Origin of the sequence: Actinobaculum sp. 352 (assembly GCF_003957265.1) — a bacterium.
Taxonomy (GTDB): domain Bacteria; phylum Actinomycetota; class Actinomycetes; order Actinomycetales; family Actinomycetaceae; genus Asp313.
This window is the reverse complement of record NZ_RQSN01000006.1, coordinates 134,094-151,265: the sequence shown is the minus strand read 5'-3', so window position 1 is coordinate 151,265 and position 17,172 is coordinate 134,094. Positions and strand designations below refer to the sequence as shown.

The 17,172-nt window shown below is 61.3% G+C and carries 18 protein-coding genes; 3 read left to right on the top strand and 15 right to left on the bottom strand.

Translation table 11 applies throughout. From position 1 onward, the window contains the following. Positions 1–168 precede the first annotated feature (168 nt). Together EKN07_RS07905 and EKN07_RS07900 are read left to right on the top strand one after the other, a co-directional pair. Positions 169–1,179, top strand: coding sequence for a LacI family DNA-binding transcriptional regulator (locus tag EKN07_RS07905; RefSeq protein WP_126146107.1), 1,011 nt, complete (start codon positions 169–171; stop codon positions 1,177–1,179). A gap of 52 nt (positions 1,180–1,231) precedes the next feature. Further along, positions 1,232–2,923, top strand: coding sequence for a glycoside hydrolase family 13 protein (locus EKN07_RS07900; protein ID WP_126146106.1), 1,692 nt, complete (start codon positions 1,232–1,234; stop codon positions 2,921–2,923). Positions 2,924–3,038: 115 nt separating this feature from the next. Here the strand turns inward: EKN07_RS07900 and EKN07_RS07895 are convergent, their stop codons facing one another. From EKN07_RS07895 to EKN07_RS07885, 3 genes are read right to left on the bottom strand one after another with little or no spacing between them, the layout of a single operon-like run. Then, complete coding sequence (locus EKN07_RS07895; RefSeq protein ID WP_164505513.1) at positions 3,039–3,983, bottom strand: tetratricopeptide repeat protein; 945 nt, start codon at positions 3,981–3,983, stop codon at positions 3,039–3,041. Positions 3,984–3,985: 2 nt separating this feature from the next. Continuing rightward, the gene (locus EKN07_RS07890; protein WP_125482492.1) at positions 3,986–4,999 is read right to left on the bottom strand and encodes a hypothetical protein; all 1,014 of its coding nucleotides are present in this window, start codon (positions 4,997–4,999) and stop codon (positions 3,986–3,988) included. Then, positions 4,992–6,089 (bottom strand): hypothetical protein, encoded by a 1,098-nt coding sequence (locus EKN07_RS07885; RefSeq protein ID WP_126146105.1) that lies wholly within the window; start codon positions 6,087–6,089, stop codon positions 4,992–4,994. The genes EKN07_RS07890 and EKN07_RS07885 overlap by 8 nt, the downstream gene beginning before the upstream one ends. 338 nt (positions 6,090–6,427) lie before the next feature. Between EKN07_RS07885 and EKN07_RS07880 the strand changes: the two genes are divergently transcribed. After that, on the top strand, positions 6,428–7,693 hold the full coding sequence (locus EKN07_RS07880) for a cell division protein DivIVA (protein ID WP_108716111.1): 1,266 nt from the start codon (positions 6,428–6,430) through the stop codon (positions 7,691–7,693). Between the two features lie 40 nt (positions 7,694–7,733). Here the strand turns inward: EKN07_RS07880 and EKN07_RS07875 are convergent, their stop codons facing one another. The 12 genes from EKN07_RS07875 to atpB all read right to left on the bottom strand — a co-directional run bounded on the left by EKN07_RS07875 (position 7,734) and on the right by atpB (position 16,930). Continuing rightward, positions 7,734–8,534: an alpha/beta hydrolase gene (locus EKN07_RS07875; RefSeq protein ID WP_108716112.1), complete on the bottom strand. Its 801-nt coding sequence runs from the start codon at positions 8,532–8,534 to the stop codon at positions 7,734–7,736. Between the two features lie 52 nt (positions 8,535–8,586). Next, the gene (locus EKN07_RS07870; RefSeq protein ID WP_108716721.1) at positions 8,587–8,868 is read right to left on the bottom strand and encodes an ATP/GTP-binding protein; all 282 of its coding nucleotides are present in this window, start codon (positions 8,866–8,868) and stop codon (positions 8,587–8,589) included. A 54-nt stretch (positions 8,869–8,922) separates the two neighbouring features. Next, on the bottom strand, positions 8,923–9,618 hold the full coding sequence (gene nucS / locus EKN07_RS07865) for an endonuclease NucS (protein ID WP_108716722.1): 696 nt from the start codon (positions 9,616–9,618) through the stop codon (positions 8,923–8,925). Positions 9,619–9,684: 66 nt separating this feature from the next. Continuing rightward, positions 9,685–10,098 carry a DUF2550 family protein gene (locus EKN07_RS07860; RefSeq protein ID WP_108716113.1) on the bottom strand — a complete coding sequence of 138 codons (414 nt, stop codon included), beginning with the start codon at positions 10,096–10,098 and terminating at the stop codon, positions 9,685–9,687. Next, a complete protein-coding gene (locus EKN07_RS07855) occupies positions 10,098–10,373 on the bottom strand; it encodes a F0F1 ATP synthase subunit epsilon (RefSeq protein WP_108716114.1) in 276 nt (91 codons plus the stop codon). The genes EKN07_RS07860 and EKN07_RS07855 overlap by 1 nt, the downstream gene beginning before the upstream one ends. Further along, positions 10,373–11,833: a F0F1 ATP synthase subunit beta gene (gene atpD, locus EKN07_RS07850; RefSeq protein ID WP_108716723.1), complete on the bottom strand. Its 1,461-nt coding sequence runs from the start codon at positions 11,831–11,833 to the stop codon at positions 10,373–10,375. Before atpD ends, EKN07_RS07855 begins: the two co-directional genes overlap by 1 nt. Before the next feature lie 38 nt (positions 11,834–11,871). Continuing rightward, entirely contained in the window at positions 11,872–12,807 is a 936-nt protein-coding gene (locus EKN07_RS07845) for a F0F1 ATP synthase subunit gamma (protein WP_126146104.1), read from the bottom strand. A gap of 2 nt (positions 12,808–12,809) precedes the next feature. After that, positions 12,810–14,441, bottom strand: coding sequence for a F0F1 ATP synthase subunit alpha (gene atpA / locus EKN07_RS07840; protein ID WP_126146103.1), 1,632 nt, complete (start codon positions 14,439–14,441; stop codon positions 12,810–12,812). A 94-nt stretch (positions 14,442–14,535) separates the two neighbouring features. Next, on the bottom strand, positions 14,536–15,345 hold the full coding sequence (locus tag EKN07_RS07835; RefSeq protein WP_126146102.1) for a F0F1 ATP synthase subunit delta: 810 nt from the start codon (positions 15,343–15,345) through the stop codon (positions 14,536–14,538). Next, a complete protein-coding gene (gene atpF / locus EKN07_RS07830; protein ID WP_108716117.1) occupies positions 15,345–15,884 on the bottom strand; it encodes a F0F1 ATP synthase subunit B in 540 nt (179 codons plus the stop codon). Before atpF ends, EKN07_RS07835 begins: the two co-directional genes overlap by 1 nt. A 2-nt stretch (positions 15,885–15,886) precedes the next feature. Then, positions 15,887–16,096, bottom strand: coding sequence for an ATP synthase F0 subunit C (gene atpE / locus EKN07_RS07825; RefSeq protein WP_108716118.1), 210 nt, complete (start codon positions 16,094–16,096; stop codon positions 15,887–15,889). A 30-nt stretch (positions 16,097–16,126) separates the two neighbouring features. Continuing rightward, positions 16,127–16,930, bottom strand: coding sequence for a F0F1 ATP synthase subunit A (gene atpB, locus EKN07_RS07820; RefSeq protein ID WP_108716119.1), 804 nt, complete (start codon positions 16,928–16,930; stop codon positions 16,127–16,129). Between the last annotated feature and the right edge of the window lie 242 nt (positions 16,931–17,172).

The window sequence follows — 17,172 nt, the reverse complement described above, 5'->3', positions numbered from 1 at the left end:
GTGATCTATTAGTGGAGGAATCTGTCCAGTCGGCATTTCGACGTGGCGCGTTTTGCTCCCAGACTGTAAAGTCTTGCAAAGAAACAGGTGAGGTGTTGCCGCTGCTGAGCAGGGGTGCGTATCCTTCATAAGCGCGCATGACGGGCATGGAGGCCTAGGAGTACAACGATGGCAGACCGTATCAGGCTGGCCGATCTGGCCAAGCAAGCGGGCGTTTCGACCGCGACCGTTTCACGTGTGCTGAACGGCAAGGGCACAGTTGCTCCTGCCACGCGCAAGGCGGTGCTCACGGCGCTCGACCTGCTGGGCTATGAACGCCCCGAGCGCCTGCGCCAACGTCCCGGCGGGCTTATTGGCCTCGTCGTTCCCGAGCTTTCCAACCCCATTTTTCCGAGCTTTGCACAGAATCTGGAATCGACCATGGCACCCGGAGGCTACACGCCTCTGCTATGCACTCAAACCGCCGGCGGCGTCACCGAGGATGCTTACGTGCAGATCCTCATTGACCAGCACGCCTCCGGCATTGTTTTCGTCTCCGGTTTACACGCGGACATGACGGCAAGTATTGACCGGTACCGCCACCTGCAAGAACTCCATGTTCCTTTCGTCACGATAAATGGAGCCCATCCCGGTATCGATGCCCCGGACTTCTCCACCGACGATGTTTCGGCGGTCACCCAGGCGGTGCGGCACTTGGCCGCGCAAGGGCACACGCGTATCGGACTGGCCGTCGGTCCCAGCCGTTTCATCCCCTCGCAGCAGAAAGCACTCGGTTTCACCCGCGCGATGGCACAGATTCTTCCCGGAGCTGCGGCACCCATCGTTAACACTCTGTTCACCGTGGAGGGCGGCCAAGCGGCTGCGGCGCAACTCATTGAGAGTGAATGCACGGCGATTGTGTGTGGTTCCGACATCATGGCCTTGGGCGCTATCCGCTACTGTGAGGGCGCCGGGCTACGGGTACCAGCGGATGTCTCCATCATCGGTTTTGACGACTCCCTGCTCATGCCCTTCACCAATCCCCCATTGACCACCTTCCACCAGCCGGTTCGCGCCATGTGCGAAGCGGCAATCTCGACGCTGCTCTCCATGATCGACGACACCGCGACCAGTTTGCGCTCCATGCAGTTCCACGCCGAACTCATCGTGCGCGAGTCCACCGCCCGCTGCTCACGTTGAGCAGGAGGCCAGAAGGTAAAACTCCCCATTCGTCCCACAAGGTAAGGAATCCATGCCCAGGCAACTTCACCGTCCAACCGTTCCGAGTCAGTGGTGGCAGGACGCCGTCATCTATCAGATCTATCCCCGCTCCTTCGCCTCCTCCGGCGGGCCGATCGGTGATCTTCCGGCCGTCACCGCCCGCCTGGAGCATGTGGCAAGCCTGGGAGCAGATGCCATCTGGCTATCGCCGTTCTATCCCTCACCGCAGCACGACGCGGGCTACGACGTTGCCGATTATCGCAATATTGACCCGCGGTTGGGAACGCTGGAAGACGCCGACGCCCTCATCGCCCGCACCCATGAGCTCGGAATGCGTATCATCATCGACCTCGTCCCGAATCACACCAGTGACGAACACGTCTGGTTCCGGGAAGCGCTTGCCGCCGGACCGGGCTCACCCGAACGCGAACGCTACTGGTTCCGCGAAGCAAGTACCGATGCACCGCCCAATGACTGGACCTCGATCTTCGGCTCCATCGCATGGACACGGGTGCGCGAGCGCGACGATGCACCGGGATCCCCCTGGCAAGACGATCCGCAGTGGTACCTGCATCTCTTCGACTCCAGTCAGCCTGATCTGAACTGGGACAACCCCGCCGTGCATGCCGAGTTTCGCGACGTGTTGCGATTCTGGCTGGATCGCGGCGTTGATGGCTTCCGAATCGATGTCGCGCACGGACTGGCGAAGGACCCCGAACTACCAGATTGGCAGTACCACTGGACCATGGTGGAAGGGGGCGGCGCCGATGCCGCCAGCGTACCGCCTCCTCCGATGTGGGACCGCGACGGCGTCCATGACATCTACCGTGAATGGCGTACCGTGCTTGATGAATACGGACCAGATCGCATGCTGGTGGCGGAGGCGTGGGTCTCCCCCGGTGATCGTCTGGCGCAGTACGTTCGCGCAGACGAGATGTCGCAATGCTTCAACTTCGACTTCCTCTCGAGCCAGTGGAAACGTGATGACCTCCGTGCGGTGATCGCATCGTCTCTGCGCGCCATGGATGACGTCGGTGCACCCACCACCTGGGTTCTTTCGAACCACGACGTTGTTCGAGCGGCCTCTCGCCTTGGACTGTCCCATACCGGGAAAGGCCCCAATGGTATTCGGGCCACCGATGAGCAGCCCGATCCCGAACTCGGCGCCCGACGCGCGCTCGCCGCGCATTTGTTGATGGCAGGACTACCTGGCTCCTGTTACCTGTACCAGGGCGAAGAACTCGGCTTGCCGGAGCACACCGCCCTCCCCGACAACGTACGCGAGGATCCGGCCTACTTTCGGACCAAGGGGGTCGAAGCCGGCCGTGACGGTTGCAGGGTGCCTCTGCCCTGGCAAGCGCAGGCGCCCGCCTTCGGCTTCTCACCGGACGGACAGTCGTGGCTTCCGCAGCCCCCGGAGTGGGCCACCTTTGCGGTTGATGCTCAGGAAGCCTCTGCTTCCTCCACCCTCAACTTCTTCCGCCACATGTACGCGTTGCGCAGCGAGTTGGCGCTCGGTCACGGCGGATTGGAAGACGTCTCCGACGCATTTCCGGGCACACTCGCGTATCTCAACACGGCACCTGCCGATGCGACACGTGGAGACATACTTATCCTCACGGCATTCGACACGGACGTAAGCATCCCGGAGGGCTGGCAGGTTCTCCTGGCGAGTGCCGCCCCCGGAAGCGCGGAGTCAACCACGTGGTTGGCGCGCGCTTAGCAACACCCGGCCATATAACGTTACCGACGCGGCGCTGCCCGACGAGGCCCGTTCCAGCAGCGCCCAGGCGCGGAGCGTAGCGTTCCGCCTCGCCGACGCGCGCCTTTTGCCGACTTTAGAAAAGCGCCGCAGACAGTTCTCGACGTGCCTGCGCCACCACCGGTTCGTGTGTACCGACTATTTCGAATAGTGCCAGAAGACGTTTGCGAACGCTGTCGCGCTCCTCGCCGCTGCTACGTCGAATCACCGCGAGGAGCCGGGCAAATGCCTCATCGGGCCGCCCATACGCAACTTCGACATCGGCGGCGGCCAGCTGTGCATTGAGCGAACGATCACTTTCAGCGGCGCGCAATGTCTGCTCCGGGTTGAGAACACGCACCCGCTGCAGCAGTTCCACCTGCGCCACTCCCGTCTGCGCTGCGGCATCTCCCGGGTTTGCCTTAACTGCCGCCGTGTACTCGGCATGTGCGGTATCCAGATCGCCGACGCTGAGAGCCTCCGCCGCCTCCTTATGATGCGGGGGCAGCTGTGGCTGCGGAGGCGCCGCGTCACCGTCTAGAACGCCGGTAATCCCGTAACGAGCCGCCGCTTCCAAGAGTCTGTCAATAACCGTAGTCAACTCAGCTTTGGCCGGAGCGCCTTCGAATAGCGGAATCGGCTGACCCTGCAACAGCGCGACCACTGCCGGTGCACCCGTGATGCGGAACGCCTGTGCTACTTCGGGGGCGGCATCGACGTCAACCCGTCCCAGCTGGAAACGCCCGTTTTGCTGTGTAGCGAGCGCTTGCAACTGCCGGTCAAGGGCAGCTGTGGGTTCTGATCGAGAGGTGTGAAAAAGCACGACCACGGGAACACGCTGCGACATTTCAAGAGCGCCTTGTAGAGAGTCCGCCGTAATGTCGGTGACCAGCGGTCCCGGCACGCTCGCGCCGGACGAAGCGGTGGGGTTGGCACTTGCAGCACCCGTGGGAGCGGCACTACCGTCCCTCCCATTCGTACGATTACTCAGACCAGAAAGATCGACGGCACCATACATCGAGGCGCCAAGCGGCTGTGACATGTTCATCCATTCGATACGTCGAGAAGCACTGCCGCATGGGCAGCAACAACATCAATTGTCTGGTCCTCCGCATCAGCGGCGGGCACATTGAAGACTAAGACGGTAGTGTAGTGCGCCGTCATCGTACCCGTCACGGTTAGGCTGTCATTCGCGTTGCCCGTTCCTAGCGCCGCAATATTGCCGCCACCGGCAATGTCCACGGATCCACCCTCCGCAGTGACAGAGATGGTCGTTGTGACGTTGACCTGTCCGAATACTAATGCGCCTCCCTCGGCCGTGCGCACCGCGATCGTCCCGTTCTCTCCGGGTTCGAAGGACATGGTCGCCGTTCCGGTATCTGCGGTGGTCTCCGCATTGGCATCTTGTGCCTCAGCCATCTTGGCAAGCCAAGGGTCATCGGCGAAGCGCAGACCCTTTGAGTCATTCCGGGTCGATGCGAGGGTGGTATAGCCAGCGAGCACATCGTCTGGACTTGCGACTAAACCCTCCGCAGAATCAGAAGCAAGAACCGCGCCTCCCTCTTCCCCGAACTTGAGCGCCGGCACCGTTGCACCGGGCAGAATATCGGCGACACCCCACAACGACCAATTCTCCCGTGCCGAGGGCTGCACGAACATATCGATCGTCTTGGCGCTAGATCCAGCGGGCTCAGCCATGACGCTGACCGCGGCATGCGGGTAGTCATCGGCAGCGCTGATCATCGTCTGGTCTGCACTGTCCGACAGTCTTTCCAGCGACACGCTGTCGGCGAGTATCGATTTCAGTTTGTACTCGGCGCTGCGCATAGACGCGAATGGACCACTTACACGCTCAGTCAGCGCCTCACCGTCAAGCTTTTCATCGGCCGCCGCGAGGCTGTCGAAGATGTCGGACTGCACCTGTTCAAAACGGGTGACTGTGAGTGCGGGACGCGCAGTCTCGGCGGCCGCTGTCGCCTTGGGAAGCTCCGCCTCGTTTGCGCAGCCGGACAGAGCGAAAACCAGCACTCCGACACTTGCAATAGCTCTCCTATGCATCAGGGTCCTCCCTCTTCTCGCCTTCTTCCGCATGCTTACCTTCCGGTTCGCCGACAAACTCTGCGCTCGATGCGGATGCGGTATCCGTCTCATCTTGCCGCTCAGCCGTGGCAAACTCCCAGCGGCTGCGCCACTGGGCTCCCGATGCGGTCGACGGTTCATCGTCGACCGCAGTATCCGGCTCAGGCGACCAGTCTTCGTCGTCAACGGGGATCACCAACCGGTCCTCCTCAGCCAGCTCACGTGAGCGCAACTCCTGCGAGCGAGGGCTGGCACATATGATTCCCGCACCCAAAGCCTGTCCGGTGACCGCGTTCTGCACAGGTCGAGTACTCTCCGCGATGTCACCGTCGAATGCCTGCAAAACGGTTGTCTCCGCCGCCGCACGCGAGGCACGGCGGGCCTGGCGACGCTGCCGCAGTTCCTGCCGTCGGGCTCGGCTGCGCGCCTCCTGCCGCTCCAAAACAAGGAGGAGCACGCCGATAATCGCCAGCAGCACGCCAATGAGAATCAGCGGTATGACGTCGCCGGAATTAACATCGCGACTCCAGCTCAATGTGACTGTGGGAGCCTTCCCATCGGATGCGGTGGCGATCAACGAGATATTGCCCGGATCGGCCACCTCGTAATCGGTGACTTTGGCCGATCCTTTTTCATTTGCGACGCTCAGCCACATATCCGAATCCGCAAGGGCAGGAACTTCGGTCGCATCTGTGGCGTCCCCCTCGGCCTGCTCTTCGTCTGCGGTGGTTTCTCCATCTGCAGCCGCGCTGGCCACTGCTAATGTCGACCAGTCCTTCATACCACTGATCGAGTCTGCCGAAAGCCCTTCCGCCCACGCCGCGACATCACCGGCATAGCCGATAGCGATGGTGACATCGGCGTCGTCGGAGCCGGAAGCGGTGATTGTCACCGTATCGGACACCATGTCCAGTACGCCCGGTTCCGTCAGAACATACGCCGTATCCCCGGAAGGAACGGCTTCGGCAGTGACCTGCCTGTCATCGCTCCATATCGTGGCCTTACCCACTCCGAGGAATGCGACGAGTAGTCCAATCACTCCGAGCGCAATGCCGGCGATCTTCCGCATTGTCTCTCCCTTGCCGTTAGTACCCGCACAATATAACGATTTAATAACGATACCCTACTGGAGGTTACGAGCGCGAATGCACCCCCCCAGTACGGCCTGTGACGCACAAGCCTTTGCCGAGCTCAAGGCGACTGCGGCAGTCTCACGGTATCGCCACGCTCAACCCATCTGTACGCCCCACGCTCAGCTTCTCATACCAATTCCATCTGATTCCCGCGCCTCGCCCATGGCGGACCCATGAAATCTGTCTCGGAACTCTGCCATACCTCCGATATACGAGTAACCTTAGTATCAGTGCCAGTCCTGTCACGCTGTACCTCCTTATCGAAAGGGTTAACATGGATGAAGATCGTCCGCTCTTCCCGCTCGTCCGCCGTGGTTATGACCGCGCCCAGGTCGACGAGCGCGTACATTCACTGGAGAAGGCTCTGGACGATACACGTTCACAGGTGGCGAGCCTCGATTCACGTGTGCTCCGCCTGTCCGGCGAACTCGCTGAGGCTCGCAAACAGCTGCGGGAAAATGACCGACCGACTTATGGCGGCCTGGGTTCCCGCGTGGAACGTCTCCTCCACGCAACAGAGCAACAGGCCATGGACGTGATGGCGCGGGCGAACTCCGACGCCGAATCCACCATTAGCCGCGCCCAATCACGGGCGAATGATCTCACCGCCGCAGCCGAGTCCGAGGCCCAGGATACGCTGGCGCGCGCCCACGCCAATGCGGATCAACTGCGCGCCTCATCCCGCAAGGAGGCCAACGCCTTGACAGCCAATGCGCAGCGCACCGCCGAAGAGCTGGTGGCATCCGCCGAGCGGGAGGCCAATCGCGTACGAACAACGGCGAACGCGGAGGTTGCCGCGCTACGTTCGCAAGCGACACATGATGTGGAACAGCAACGCGCCCGGGCCGACGACGAGCTGACCGCGTTGCGCGCCGAAGCGGAGGAGGAAGTAGCGACCTTACGCGCACAGGCGGAACGCGAAGCGAACCGTATCCGCACCGAGGCAAACGAAGAGGTTGCCTCGCTACGTGCCAGCGTTAATCGGGAGGTCACAAGCCTGCGCAAACGCAGCGCCGACGAGCGTGCCGCGGCGGAAACCGAGGCACGCTCGGCAGCCGAGCATATGGTCCGTACCGCCGAGGCCCGCGCCGATGAGGCGGAACGCCGCTTGGCCGAGGCGACCGAACGCGCCGAGGAGTTGACATCGTCGAGCGAGACGGAAGCAGCGAAGATCGTCAATGCCGCGCGGCAGGAGGCGGAAGAAATGCTCAGCACCGCCCGCGCGGAAGCGGAACGTATCCGGCAGGAAGCGGCGGAGGACGCCGTCGAAACAACAACCTCCGCCGAAGAGCAGGTCGCGCTGCTCCAGGAGCAGCGCGAGGTCCTCAGCTCCTACATTGAGGATATGCGCGCCCTGCTTGCCTCCGACAGCTCGGCTTCCATCGCCGTGTCAACGATCGTTGCGAATGCTGCGGCCAACGCAGCCGAGGACGCCGACGGCGCCTTTACCGCACCGGCGGCCGATAGCGCCGCAGAGCTGGAAGAAGACACCGAGACAACGGATGACTCCGCCGCAACAAGCGGCGAGGAGGCCGTGTAACACGTGCACCCGTGCCCGCCACCGGGCACGGGTGGCGGGCTCATGCCTGGGTTGCACTCGCTTCCTGGTAGAGTTCCCGCAGCAGTGCCGCTAGCTCGGTCGGCTTCTCGTCGGCGGTGAAATGCCCGGCTCCCGGAATCTCTGCGATACGCGCATGCGGGGCCCGCTCTTGTAATTCGGCAAAGGATTCCCGCGAACAGGTCGCATCGTCGCTGCCGCGTTCCAGTAGCACCGGTCCATCAATACGCACCGCGTCGCTCGCGTCGGCGCGATTCATCAACGCTTCTTGGACCCAGGCCAGCGAGGGTGCTGATATCTGCCGGAACCGCGCATCGAGAGAGTCGCGGATCTCCTGTGAACAGGACGGGGAGACCATTACGGTGGTCCAGTCCTTGACCGCGTCGTAAGGGCGACCTTCGGCGCACAGCCGCAGCGCATTCAAGCGGATCTCGCGGTGAGAGGGGATGTCGGCGCCAATATTGGTATCCATTAGGGCCAGGCCGGCTACCATCCCCGGGTATGCCAGAGTGAACGCTGCCGCCACCGATCCTCCCATGGACAGGCCGCCGATAACGATCCTGGCGATGCCGATGGAGTCAAGCGTATCCTTCAGCGCCCGGACGAATACTTCCACCGAAGCAGACGCGATACCGTATTCGCCCTGCAGCTCCACACCGGAGGGCGAGCCGCCGAACCCGGGAGCATCTACGGTCAGAACATCAATTTCCGCCAATTCACTTCGGACGGAGTCCCACATGCTGCCGTCTAGGGGCATGGCATGCAGCAAAACGAACGGAAGATCGCTGTGTGGGCCAGTGCGGCGCCAAGCAAGTGAAGTCATAAGCCAACATTAGCGGGTCACGAGCACACGTGCGAACGGGTACGCGGCGCGTTTAACGGCCCCGATGCTTCCAGCAGGACGTGTGCCAGTGCCGTCGGGAATCAATGCCGTACTGCGCTCCCCAGATCGTATCCTCCGTCCACACCACCTCATGCGCTTCACCCACGAGAATAATGCCGTTGCAGCCAGGGCAGACGTACTGCTTGCTACCCGCCGAAATATGGTGGACCTTGTAGTCTGTGCCATCACGGCCCCGTTCGTGGTGCACGCCTCCCATGGCCGCCTCGATGTTGAGCGGTCGTACCGGACGAGAGTATTTCTTGGATCGACGCACATACATACGCTACACCCTTGTCGGCTCCCTGTCGCAGCTCAGAGTGACGGTGCACTAGAACAGGCGATCCTCCGGCCGGTCAAGTCCGCGCATCTCGTCATAGTCAAGCGTTACGCACTCTATACCACGGTCCGCGGCGAGAATGCGCGCCTGCGGCCGAATCTCCTGTGCGGCGAATATCCCCCGTAACGGAGTCAGAAGCGGATCACGCCCCAGAAGATCCAGATAGCGGGTGAGCTGCTCGACGCCGTCAATCTCACCACGCCGTTTCACCTCAACGGCTATATGCCCGCCATTTCCGTCGCGCAGCATAAGATCCACCGGTCCGATGGGCGTGGGAAACTCACGCCGCACCAGACTCAGTCCCTTGCCCAAGCGTTCCACTTGCTCGGCGAGGAGTTTCTGCAGATGCGCCTCCACCCCATCCTTGACCAAGCCGGGCTCTTCACCAAGCGTCCGTTCATAATCGCCGAACACTTGGAAAATCCGAATGATCAGCGCGTCGTCGGTTTTCAGATGCGAGACCTCCCATACCTCGCTGACACCCGCCGCGCTCTCCTCGGGATCCGGTTCGCGCTGGCGCATTCTGGCCGGAGGACTCATCCAGTTCAAAGGCTTGTAGGAGCCGCCGTCGGAGTGGACGAGCACGGACCCGTCCGCCTTCATCACCAGTAAGCGCACGGCGGGCTCCAGGTGAGCATCAAGACGACCGGAGTAGTCAACAGAGCATTCGGCAAAAACTACACGCACCCTGCAAGCGTACACGTCACCGCGCATAACGCCGGAACCGCTCCCCTGTGCGTGGCCCTGTAAGGTTCAGATGTCGGTGGGCTCCTCCACCGGCGGTGCTGAATCGAGCCAGGACACCAACCCCGCCAGTGACGCCGACGACATTGCGGCCTGCAAGGTGGCACCGCCCACCGACAGATCGGCAATGATAATGTCGTCGCCGACCGTGCTATGGCCCGAGAGGCGAAGAGCTGACCTAGCGATCACGTAGCGCGCCTGCGGCCGTAAGGAACGAGTCGCAAACCACAGCAGAGCGTCCGGACGAAACATCATGACACCGGTCCGCCACGCTCCGGGCCCCACTCGTAGCGAGCATTGAAAGGTGCCGACCCGCTTGAGCAGCATCCGTAGGCGAATAACCATGGCGCCATACACCACGATGAAAAGAACGGCTGCGACAAGAAGAATCAGCCGCACCATGGCGATGACGCTCGCTCCCACTACTCCGCCACACCTCTCCGCGCAGCGCCATTACCCGCACCGTCGGCGACGATATAGACATGGTCGCTATCCACGGTGACGAAGCCGCGGTCGACATCGAACACCTCGACCGTACCATCCCCCTGCCGCACCTCCACCGGGCCCGCATCAAGCAGCGCCATAAGCGGCGTATGCCCGGGAAGGATGCCCATTGCCCCATTCACGGATGGAACGCTCACATGGTCGGCCCGCCCAGACCACACCGGTCCGGAGCGTGCCACAATCTCGACCAGCATCAGGCCTGCTCCTGTTGGATGCGCTGCCAGGCGCGCTCGATATCCTCGAGACCACCAATATTGAAGAACGCCTGCTCCGGGATATGGTCATATTCGCCGTCGCACAGGCGCCGGAAGGCTTCAACCGTCTCATCCACCGGTACCGTGGACCCCTCAACACCGGTGAACTTCACCGCCGTGTACGTATTCTGCGAGAGGTACTGCTGGATCCGGCGTGCTCGTGCCACCGTCACCTTGTCCTCCTCGGAAAGCTCATCCACACCGAGGATGGAAATGATGTCCTGCAGTTCCTTGTTCTTCTGCAGGATCGCCTTCACCCGGGTCGCAACCTCGTAATGCTCCTGCCCCACCACCTGCGGGTCGAGAATACGCGATGTGGAGGTCAGCGGATCGACGGCGGGATAAAGTCCGCGGGAGGCAATTTCGCGGGAAAGCTGCGTCGTCGCGTCCAAATGGGCGAATGTTGTCGCTGGCGCGGGATCGGTGTAGTCGTCAGCAGGAACGTAAATCGCCTGCAGTGACGTGATGGAATGCCCTCGCGTGGAGGTGATCCGCTCCTGCAGGGCACCCATCTCGTCCGCCAGGGTCGGTTGGTATCCGACGGCGGACGGCATGCGTCCGAGCAGAGTGGATACTTCCGAACCCGCCTGCGTAAACCGAAAGATATTGTCGATGAACAGCAACACATCCTGGTTCTGCACGTCACGGAAGTATTCCGCCATGGTCAAGCCGGACAGGGCGATCCGCAGGCGCACCCCGGGCGGCTCGTCCATCTGCCCGAATACCAGGGCGGTCTTATCCAGTACCCCCGCCTCGTCCATTTCGTGGATGAGGTCGTTGCCCTCACGAGTGCGCTCCCCGACACCCGCAAACACAGAGACGCCCTCATGGTCCTGGGCAACACGCTGAATCATTTCCTGAATCAGAACCGTCTTCCCCACGCCGGCGCCGCCGAACAGACCGATCTTGCCACCCTGCACATACGGAGTTAGCAGGTCAATGACCTTAATTCCGGTCTGGAACATGCGCGTCTCAGGTTCCAGTGCATCGAACGACGGTGGTTTACGGTGAATCGGCCACCGCTCGGTTATCTCTAGGGTCTCCCCCGCCTTGAGATTGAGGCAGTCGCCGAGCACGTTGAAAACGTGCCCCTTGGTGGCGTCCCCCACCGGCACGGTAATGGCAGTACCGGTGTCATGTACCAGAGCACCACGCACCAAGCCGTCCGTCGGCTTCATGGCAATACAACGGACGATATTGTCGCCAAGGTGCTGGGCCACTTCAAGCGTCATGTCGGACGCGCCCTCCCCCTCACCCTGTGCGGAAAGGTCCACCCGGGTGACCAGCGCATTGTTGATCTCTGGCAGAGCATCGGACGGGAACTCGACGTCGACGGTGGCACCGATGACCTGAACAACGCGACCCTGGCCGACGACGGGCGTCTCGACAGTGTCAGTCATGTTCTTCTCTTCCTTCACGCTGATCGTCTTCCTCCATGTCAATCTTGTTTGAGCGCATCGGCGCCCGACACAATCTCGGTGATCTCGGTTGTGATTTCCGCTTGGCGGGCGTTGTTCGCCAAGCGCGTGTAATCCTCTATGAGTTGCTGCGCGTTTTCCGTGGCAGAATGCATTGCCTGCTGCCGCGATGCCAGTTCAGATGCCGCCGACATCAACAACACGGAGCGAATCCGCTGGTTGACGTACATCGGCAACAGCAGGTCGAATACCTGACGTGCGGAGGGCTCAAACTCGTACAGCGGCATCGTTCCCGGCACATAGTCACCGAGCTCGTCCCGCTCCACATCTTCCGAGACCAGTGATTCTTCCGGCTCGACAACCTCCATGGGCAGCATATGCCGCACCTGCACCACCTGCTTAACCATGGAGACAAAACGTGTGAAAACGACGTGCAACTCCGCAACACCACCCTCACTCGCCGGAGCAAGAAAGAGATCCAGCAGGGTGCGGGCGATTTCATCGGAGATCTCCACACCCGGATTATCCGAATGCCCGGTCCACGTCCGTACCATCTCAACATTACGGAAACGGAAGTATGATTCCCCGCGCCGTCCGCTGACAAATAGTACCGGCTCTTTGCCCTCGTCCCGCAGCGACTCCAGCAGTCGGTCCGCCTCGCGCAGTACCGACGCCGAATACGCCCCCGCCATGCCTCGATCAGAGGTGACAACGAGAACCGCTACACGATTCGTGTCTGTACGTGCGTTGAGAAGCGGATGTCGATGATCGAAAGCATGCGCCGCCACTGCCGCAATCGACTGCGTGAGGACGCGGGTATAAGGATCCGATCCTTGCGCAGCCTCACGGGCCCGCGAAATTCGCGATGCTGCGATCAGCTCCATGGCGCTGAAAACCTTCTCCAAGGTTTGAGTCGCCCGGATCTTCTCCTTAAAAGCCCTCTGTGCCCCCGCCATGGTCAGCCTCGCCTGCCTCGCACGAGTTGCTCTTGCACCTCTTCGGCTTCTGCTGCGGCGGTCTCGCCTTCGGGCTCGATCAAGCCTTCAGCTACCAGGAAGCTGTGCTGGTACTCAGCCACAACCTTCCGCAGAGTCTCCTCGGTGTCGTCGTCGAGCACACCAGTATCGCGGATAGTATCCAGAACGTTGGAGTTGTGCCGAACATAGTCGAGCATACCCGCCTCGAAATCGTGCACCCGACTCACCGGCACCTCATCGAGGAAACCCGCTGTTCCCGCCCATACGGATACCACCTGGTCCTCGACGGCAAACGGTGTGTACTGCGGCTGCTTCAGCAGCTCCATCAAACGCTCACCACGCGTTAGCTGCTGACGCGTCGCCGCGTCCAGATCAGATGCGAACATGGCGAATGCTTGCTGCGAACGATACTGCGCCAAGGTGATCTTCAGTGTGCCAGCAACCTTCTTCATCGCTTTGATTTGCGCGTCGCCACCGACTCGCGACACCGAGATACCCACGTCAACCGCGGGGCGCTGATCCGAGTTGAACAGGTCGGATTGGAGGAAGATCTGGCCATCGGTGATGGAGATGACGTTCGTTGGAATATATGCCGATACGTCATTCGCCTTCGTCTCGATCATCGGTAGGCCGGTCATGGAGCCGCCGCCGAGTTCATCGGAGAGCTTCGCACAACGCTCCAGGAGGCGCGAGTGCAGATAAAAGACGTCACCGGGGTAGGCCTCACGCCCCGGCGGCCGCCGCAGCAGTAGCGACACCGCGCGATACGCCTCCGCCTGCTTGGACAGGTCGTCGAAGATGATCAGAACATGCTTGCCGCCGTACATCCAGTGCTGGCCGATAGCGGAACCGGTATAGGGAGCCAGATACTTGAAACCTGCCGGGTCGGACGCAGGAGAGGCAACAATGGTTGTGTACTCCATGGCGCCACCCTTCTGTAAGGTGGAACGCACCGAGGCGATGGTTGACCCCTTCTGCCCGATGGCCACATAGATACAACGGACCTGCTTGCTGGGGTCGCCGCTCTCCCAGTTCTCCTTCTGATTCAGAATCGTATCGAGAGCGAGCGCGGTCTTTCCGGTCTGCCGATCACCGATAATGAGCTGGCGTTGTCCACGTCCGATCGGGATCATGGCATCGATAGCCTTAATTCCCGTTTGCAGCGGCTCGTACACGGACCGACGCATCATCACGCCTGGGGCCTGCAGCTCCAGGGCCCGTCGGCCTTCGACCGGAGCGATCTCACCCAACCCGTCGATCGGGTTACCCAGCGGATCAACTGTGCGCCCGAGGTAGCCATCTCCAACCGGTACCGACAGAACCTCACCGGTGCGGCGGACCTCCTGTCCTTCCTCGATGCTGGAGAAATCCCCCAGCACCACGACGCCAATTTCACGCTCCTCCAGGTTCATGGCCAGGCCCTGCGTACCATCTTCGAAACGCAGCAACTCGTTTGCCATGGCACCGGGCAGTCCCTCAACACGCGCAATGCCGTCGGCCGTCATGGTGACGTGACCGACCTCTTCGCTCACGGAACTCGCCGGTTCGTATGAGTTCACGAAGCTGTCCAGCGCGGCCCGAATCTCCTCCGGGCGAATAGTCAGTTCAGCCATTCCTCATTCCTCCACTATGCGGTCGCTGCCGCGTGGTGAGCCGAAGCTCGTGTTGTCATCGTCCTCGTGCGGGTCATCATCCCGGCACTTCTGGTCATTTGATGATCTCCTCCCGAACGTGCCTAATCCGCGTGGCAAGGGAACCGTCAATGACTTCATCACCGACTCGAATTCGTAGTCCGCCGACGACGGCCGACTCAACCGCAACGTGGACGCTGACCTCCTGGCCGTAGCGTGCGGTGAGAATTCGAGTCAGACGCTCCTCCTGCTCAGTCGTCAACGGAGCCGCCGCAGTAACCGCCGCAACGAGATGCCGATTGCGCCCCGCCGCTTCGTTCATCATATGCAGAAGCGACTGAGCCAAGGACGGCTGCGGAGCATGCACCGCCGCTCGCCCCAGCAAGGTCGCGGTTTCCGGCGCCACTGCGTCGAAAATCTGCCGTGTGAGATCGGCTCTTTTCTCCTTCGGGAAGACGGGGTCGGATAGAACCACACGCACATCACGCTCGTCGCGCAGAACGCGCATACAGCGGTAGAGTTCCTCTTCCACCCGCATCAGGCGGCCTTCGCGCTGCGCACCAGCCAGCACGGTCAGAATGCCGAGTTCCTCCAAGCTCGTGAGCAGATCGTCGTCGTCGGACCAATGCTCCCGTACCAGCCCGCTGAGCAGATCAAGAACCTCTCCGCTGACCTTCCCGGTAAGGACATCCCGCGCCAACTGCACGCGGGCATCGCCGCTGCGGGAAGCGTCTGTCAGCGAGCGCGCGAGCGACAGCGAGGAGCCAAGCGTATCCGCCAGGTCAAAAATCTCCCTTGCGAAAGCGGCCTCGTTCCCCCGCTCATAGAGCAGGGCATCCCAGCGTTCGCGTGCTGCGGCAAGAGCCGCTTCGCTTCCCGATCGCATCAGTTCTCCTCGGTGCTGGCGGGTACCGGAGAGCTGGCCTCCAACTCGTCCAGGAAACGGTCGATCACGCGCTGCGAAACCTCCGGATCGAGAGTCTGCTCACCGACGATGCGTCCGGCGAGCTCGCTGGCCATCACACCTACTTCCGTTCGCAGGCTACGGCGCGCCGTGTTGGTATCCGCCTCGATTTGCCTTTGCGATGCACCGGCAATACGCTCCGCCTCGTCGCTGGCCGTTCGCTGTGCCTGCGCAATGATGGATGCCGCATTGGCCTGCGCTCGTTCACGAATCTGCGCCGCCTCCCGCTGCGCGTCTTCAACCTGCAGAGTCAACTGCGCGCGCTCTGCAGCAACCTCATCCTTGGCCCGCGCGGCCGCATTCAGCCCCTCCTCAATCTTCGCGGTACGCTCATCGAGCAGACGCATGAAGGTGGGCCATCCGAATTTATAGACCGCCACGGCGATGATGACGAAGGAAACTGTTCCCCACACCAGGTCCGGTGTCGCCGGCAAGATAAGAGAATCTTCAGCCAGCAACATAATCAGACGCCAAAGACGAAGCCTGCCGCGAAGCCAATCAGACCGAGGGCCTCGGTGAAAGCAATCGACAGGAACATATTGATTCGCAGATAGCCCCTGAGCTCAGGTTGGCGCGCGGTCGCCTCCTGATTCTTCGCGCCGATCAATCCGACGCCAATTCCCGGGCCAAGCACGGCAAGGCCGTATCCGATTGTGGCGATGTTACCGATCATGAATGTGTCCTTTTCGGTTAATTTGCGGTGTCAGTGCGATTCCAGCGACAGCGCAATATACGCTGCCGTCAGAAGGGCAAAGATATAGGCCTGCAATGCAGCAATGAAGGCCTCAAAAGCGGTGAAGATGATCCCACCCAGTAGGGTAACAGTACCCAAGGCAATCCCGCCCAGGCCTCCCATAGAGAAATAAAGCGCGTTAGTGCCGAGGAAGCACAACACGAGCAGCAGGTGGCCGGAGACCATATTCGCCAAGAGTCGAGCGGTCAGGGTCAACGGCCGTATGACGAAGGTCGAGATTAGCTCAATGGGCGTCATGAGAAGATAGACAAGTTTCGGCACTCCCGGCGGAAACAACTGGGAGCAGAAGAAATGCCCCGCCCCGTGCGCCTTACAGCCCGCTACGATAAAGGCGATGTAGGCGACAATGGCGTACACCAACGGCATACCTATCAAAGAAGTGCCAGCGATCTGCAGGCCCGGAATGATACCGGTTATATCCATGAAAAGCACGCCGAGGAAAATAGTTGCCAACAGCGGCTGGTATGGCCCGGCTCGGTCCTCCAAGATCTGCTCCCCCACGTTCTTCCGAGAGAAGTCGAGCAGCATTTCCACGGCGTTCTGTGCCCGTCTGGGTACCAGGCGTGCCCGCCGCGAGTAGATGACCAAGATCGCGCACAGCGCCACCGCCGCAATCAAGCGGACTAGAACCACACGATTAATGGCGAAGGGCGTGCCCGCAAAAAGGAACGGTTCTGGAAAGAACTCCTCTACCGACGGTGGCTCGAAGCCACCGCCTTCCGCGAGTGGCGCAAGGGCACTGAGCAGCGTCATTGACAAAGGTATGCCCTCCGATCTCACTGGCTAGATACAGACCGTGTGCGGCGCAGCCGCACGATCTCTATCATAGCCACATTCGCGCCGCAGAGACACACCTGTTATAAAACTCTGTGTGCGGAGCATCCACATGAGTGCGTCGGACTGCCACAAGGTACCGCGTCACCATGCCTACACGGGCGTGGACCAACCGGCAAAGCAGGACATCCCGAGGTTCGGATTCTCGTGCGCCTACCAGG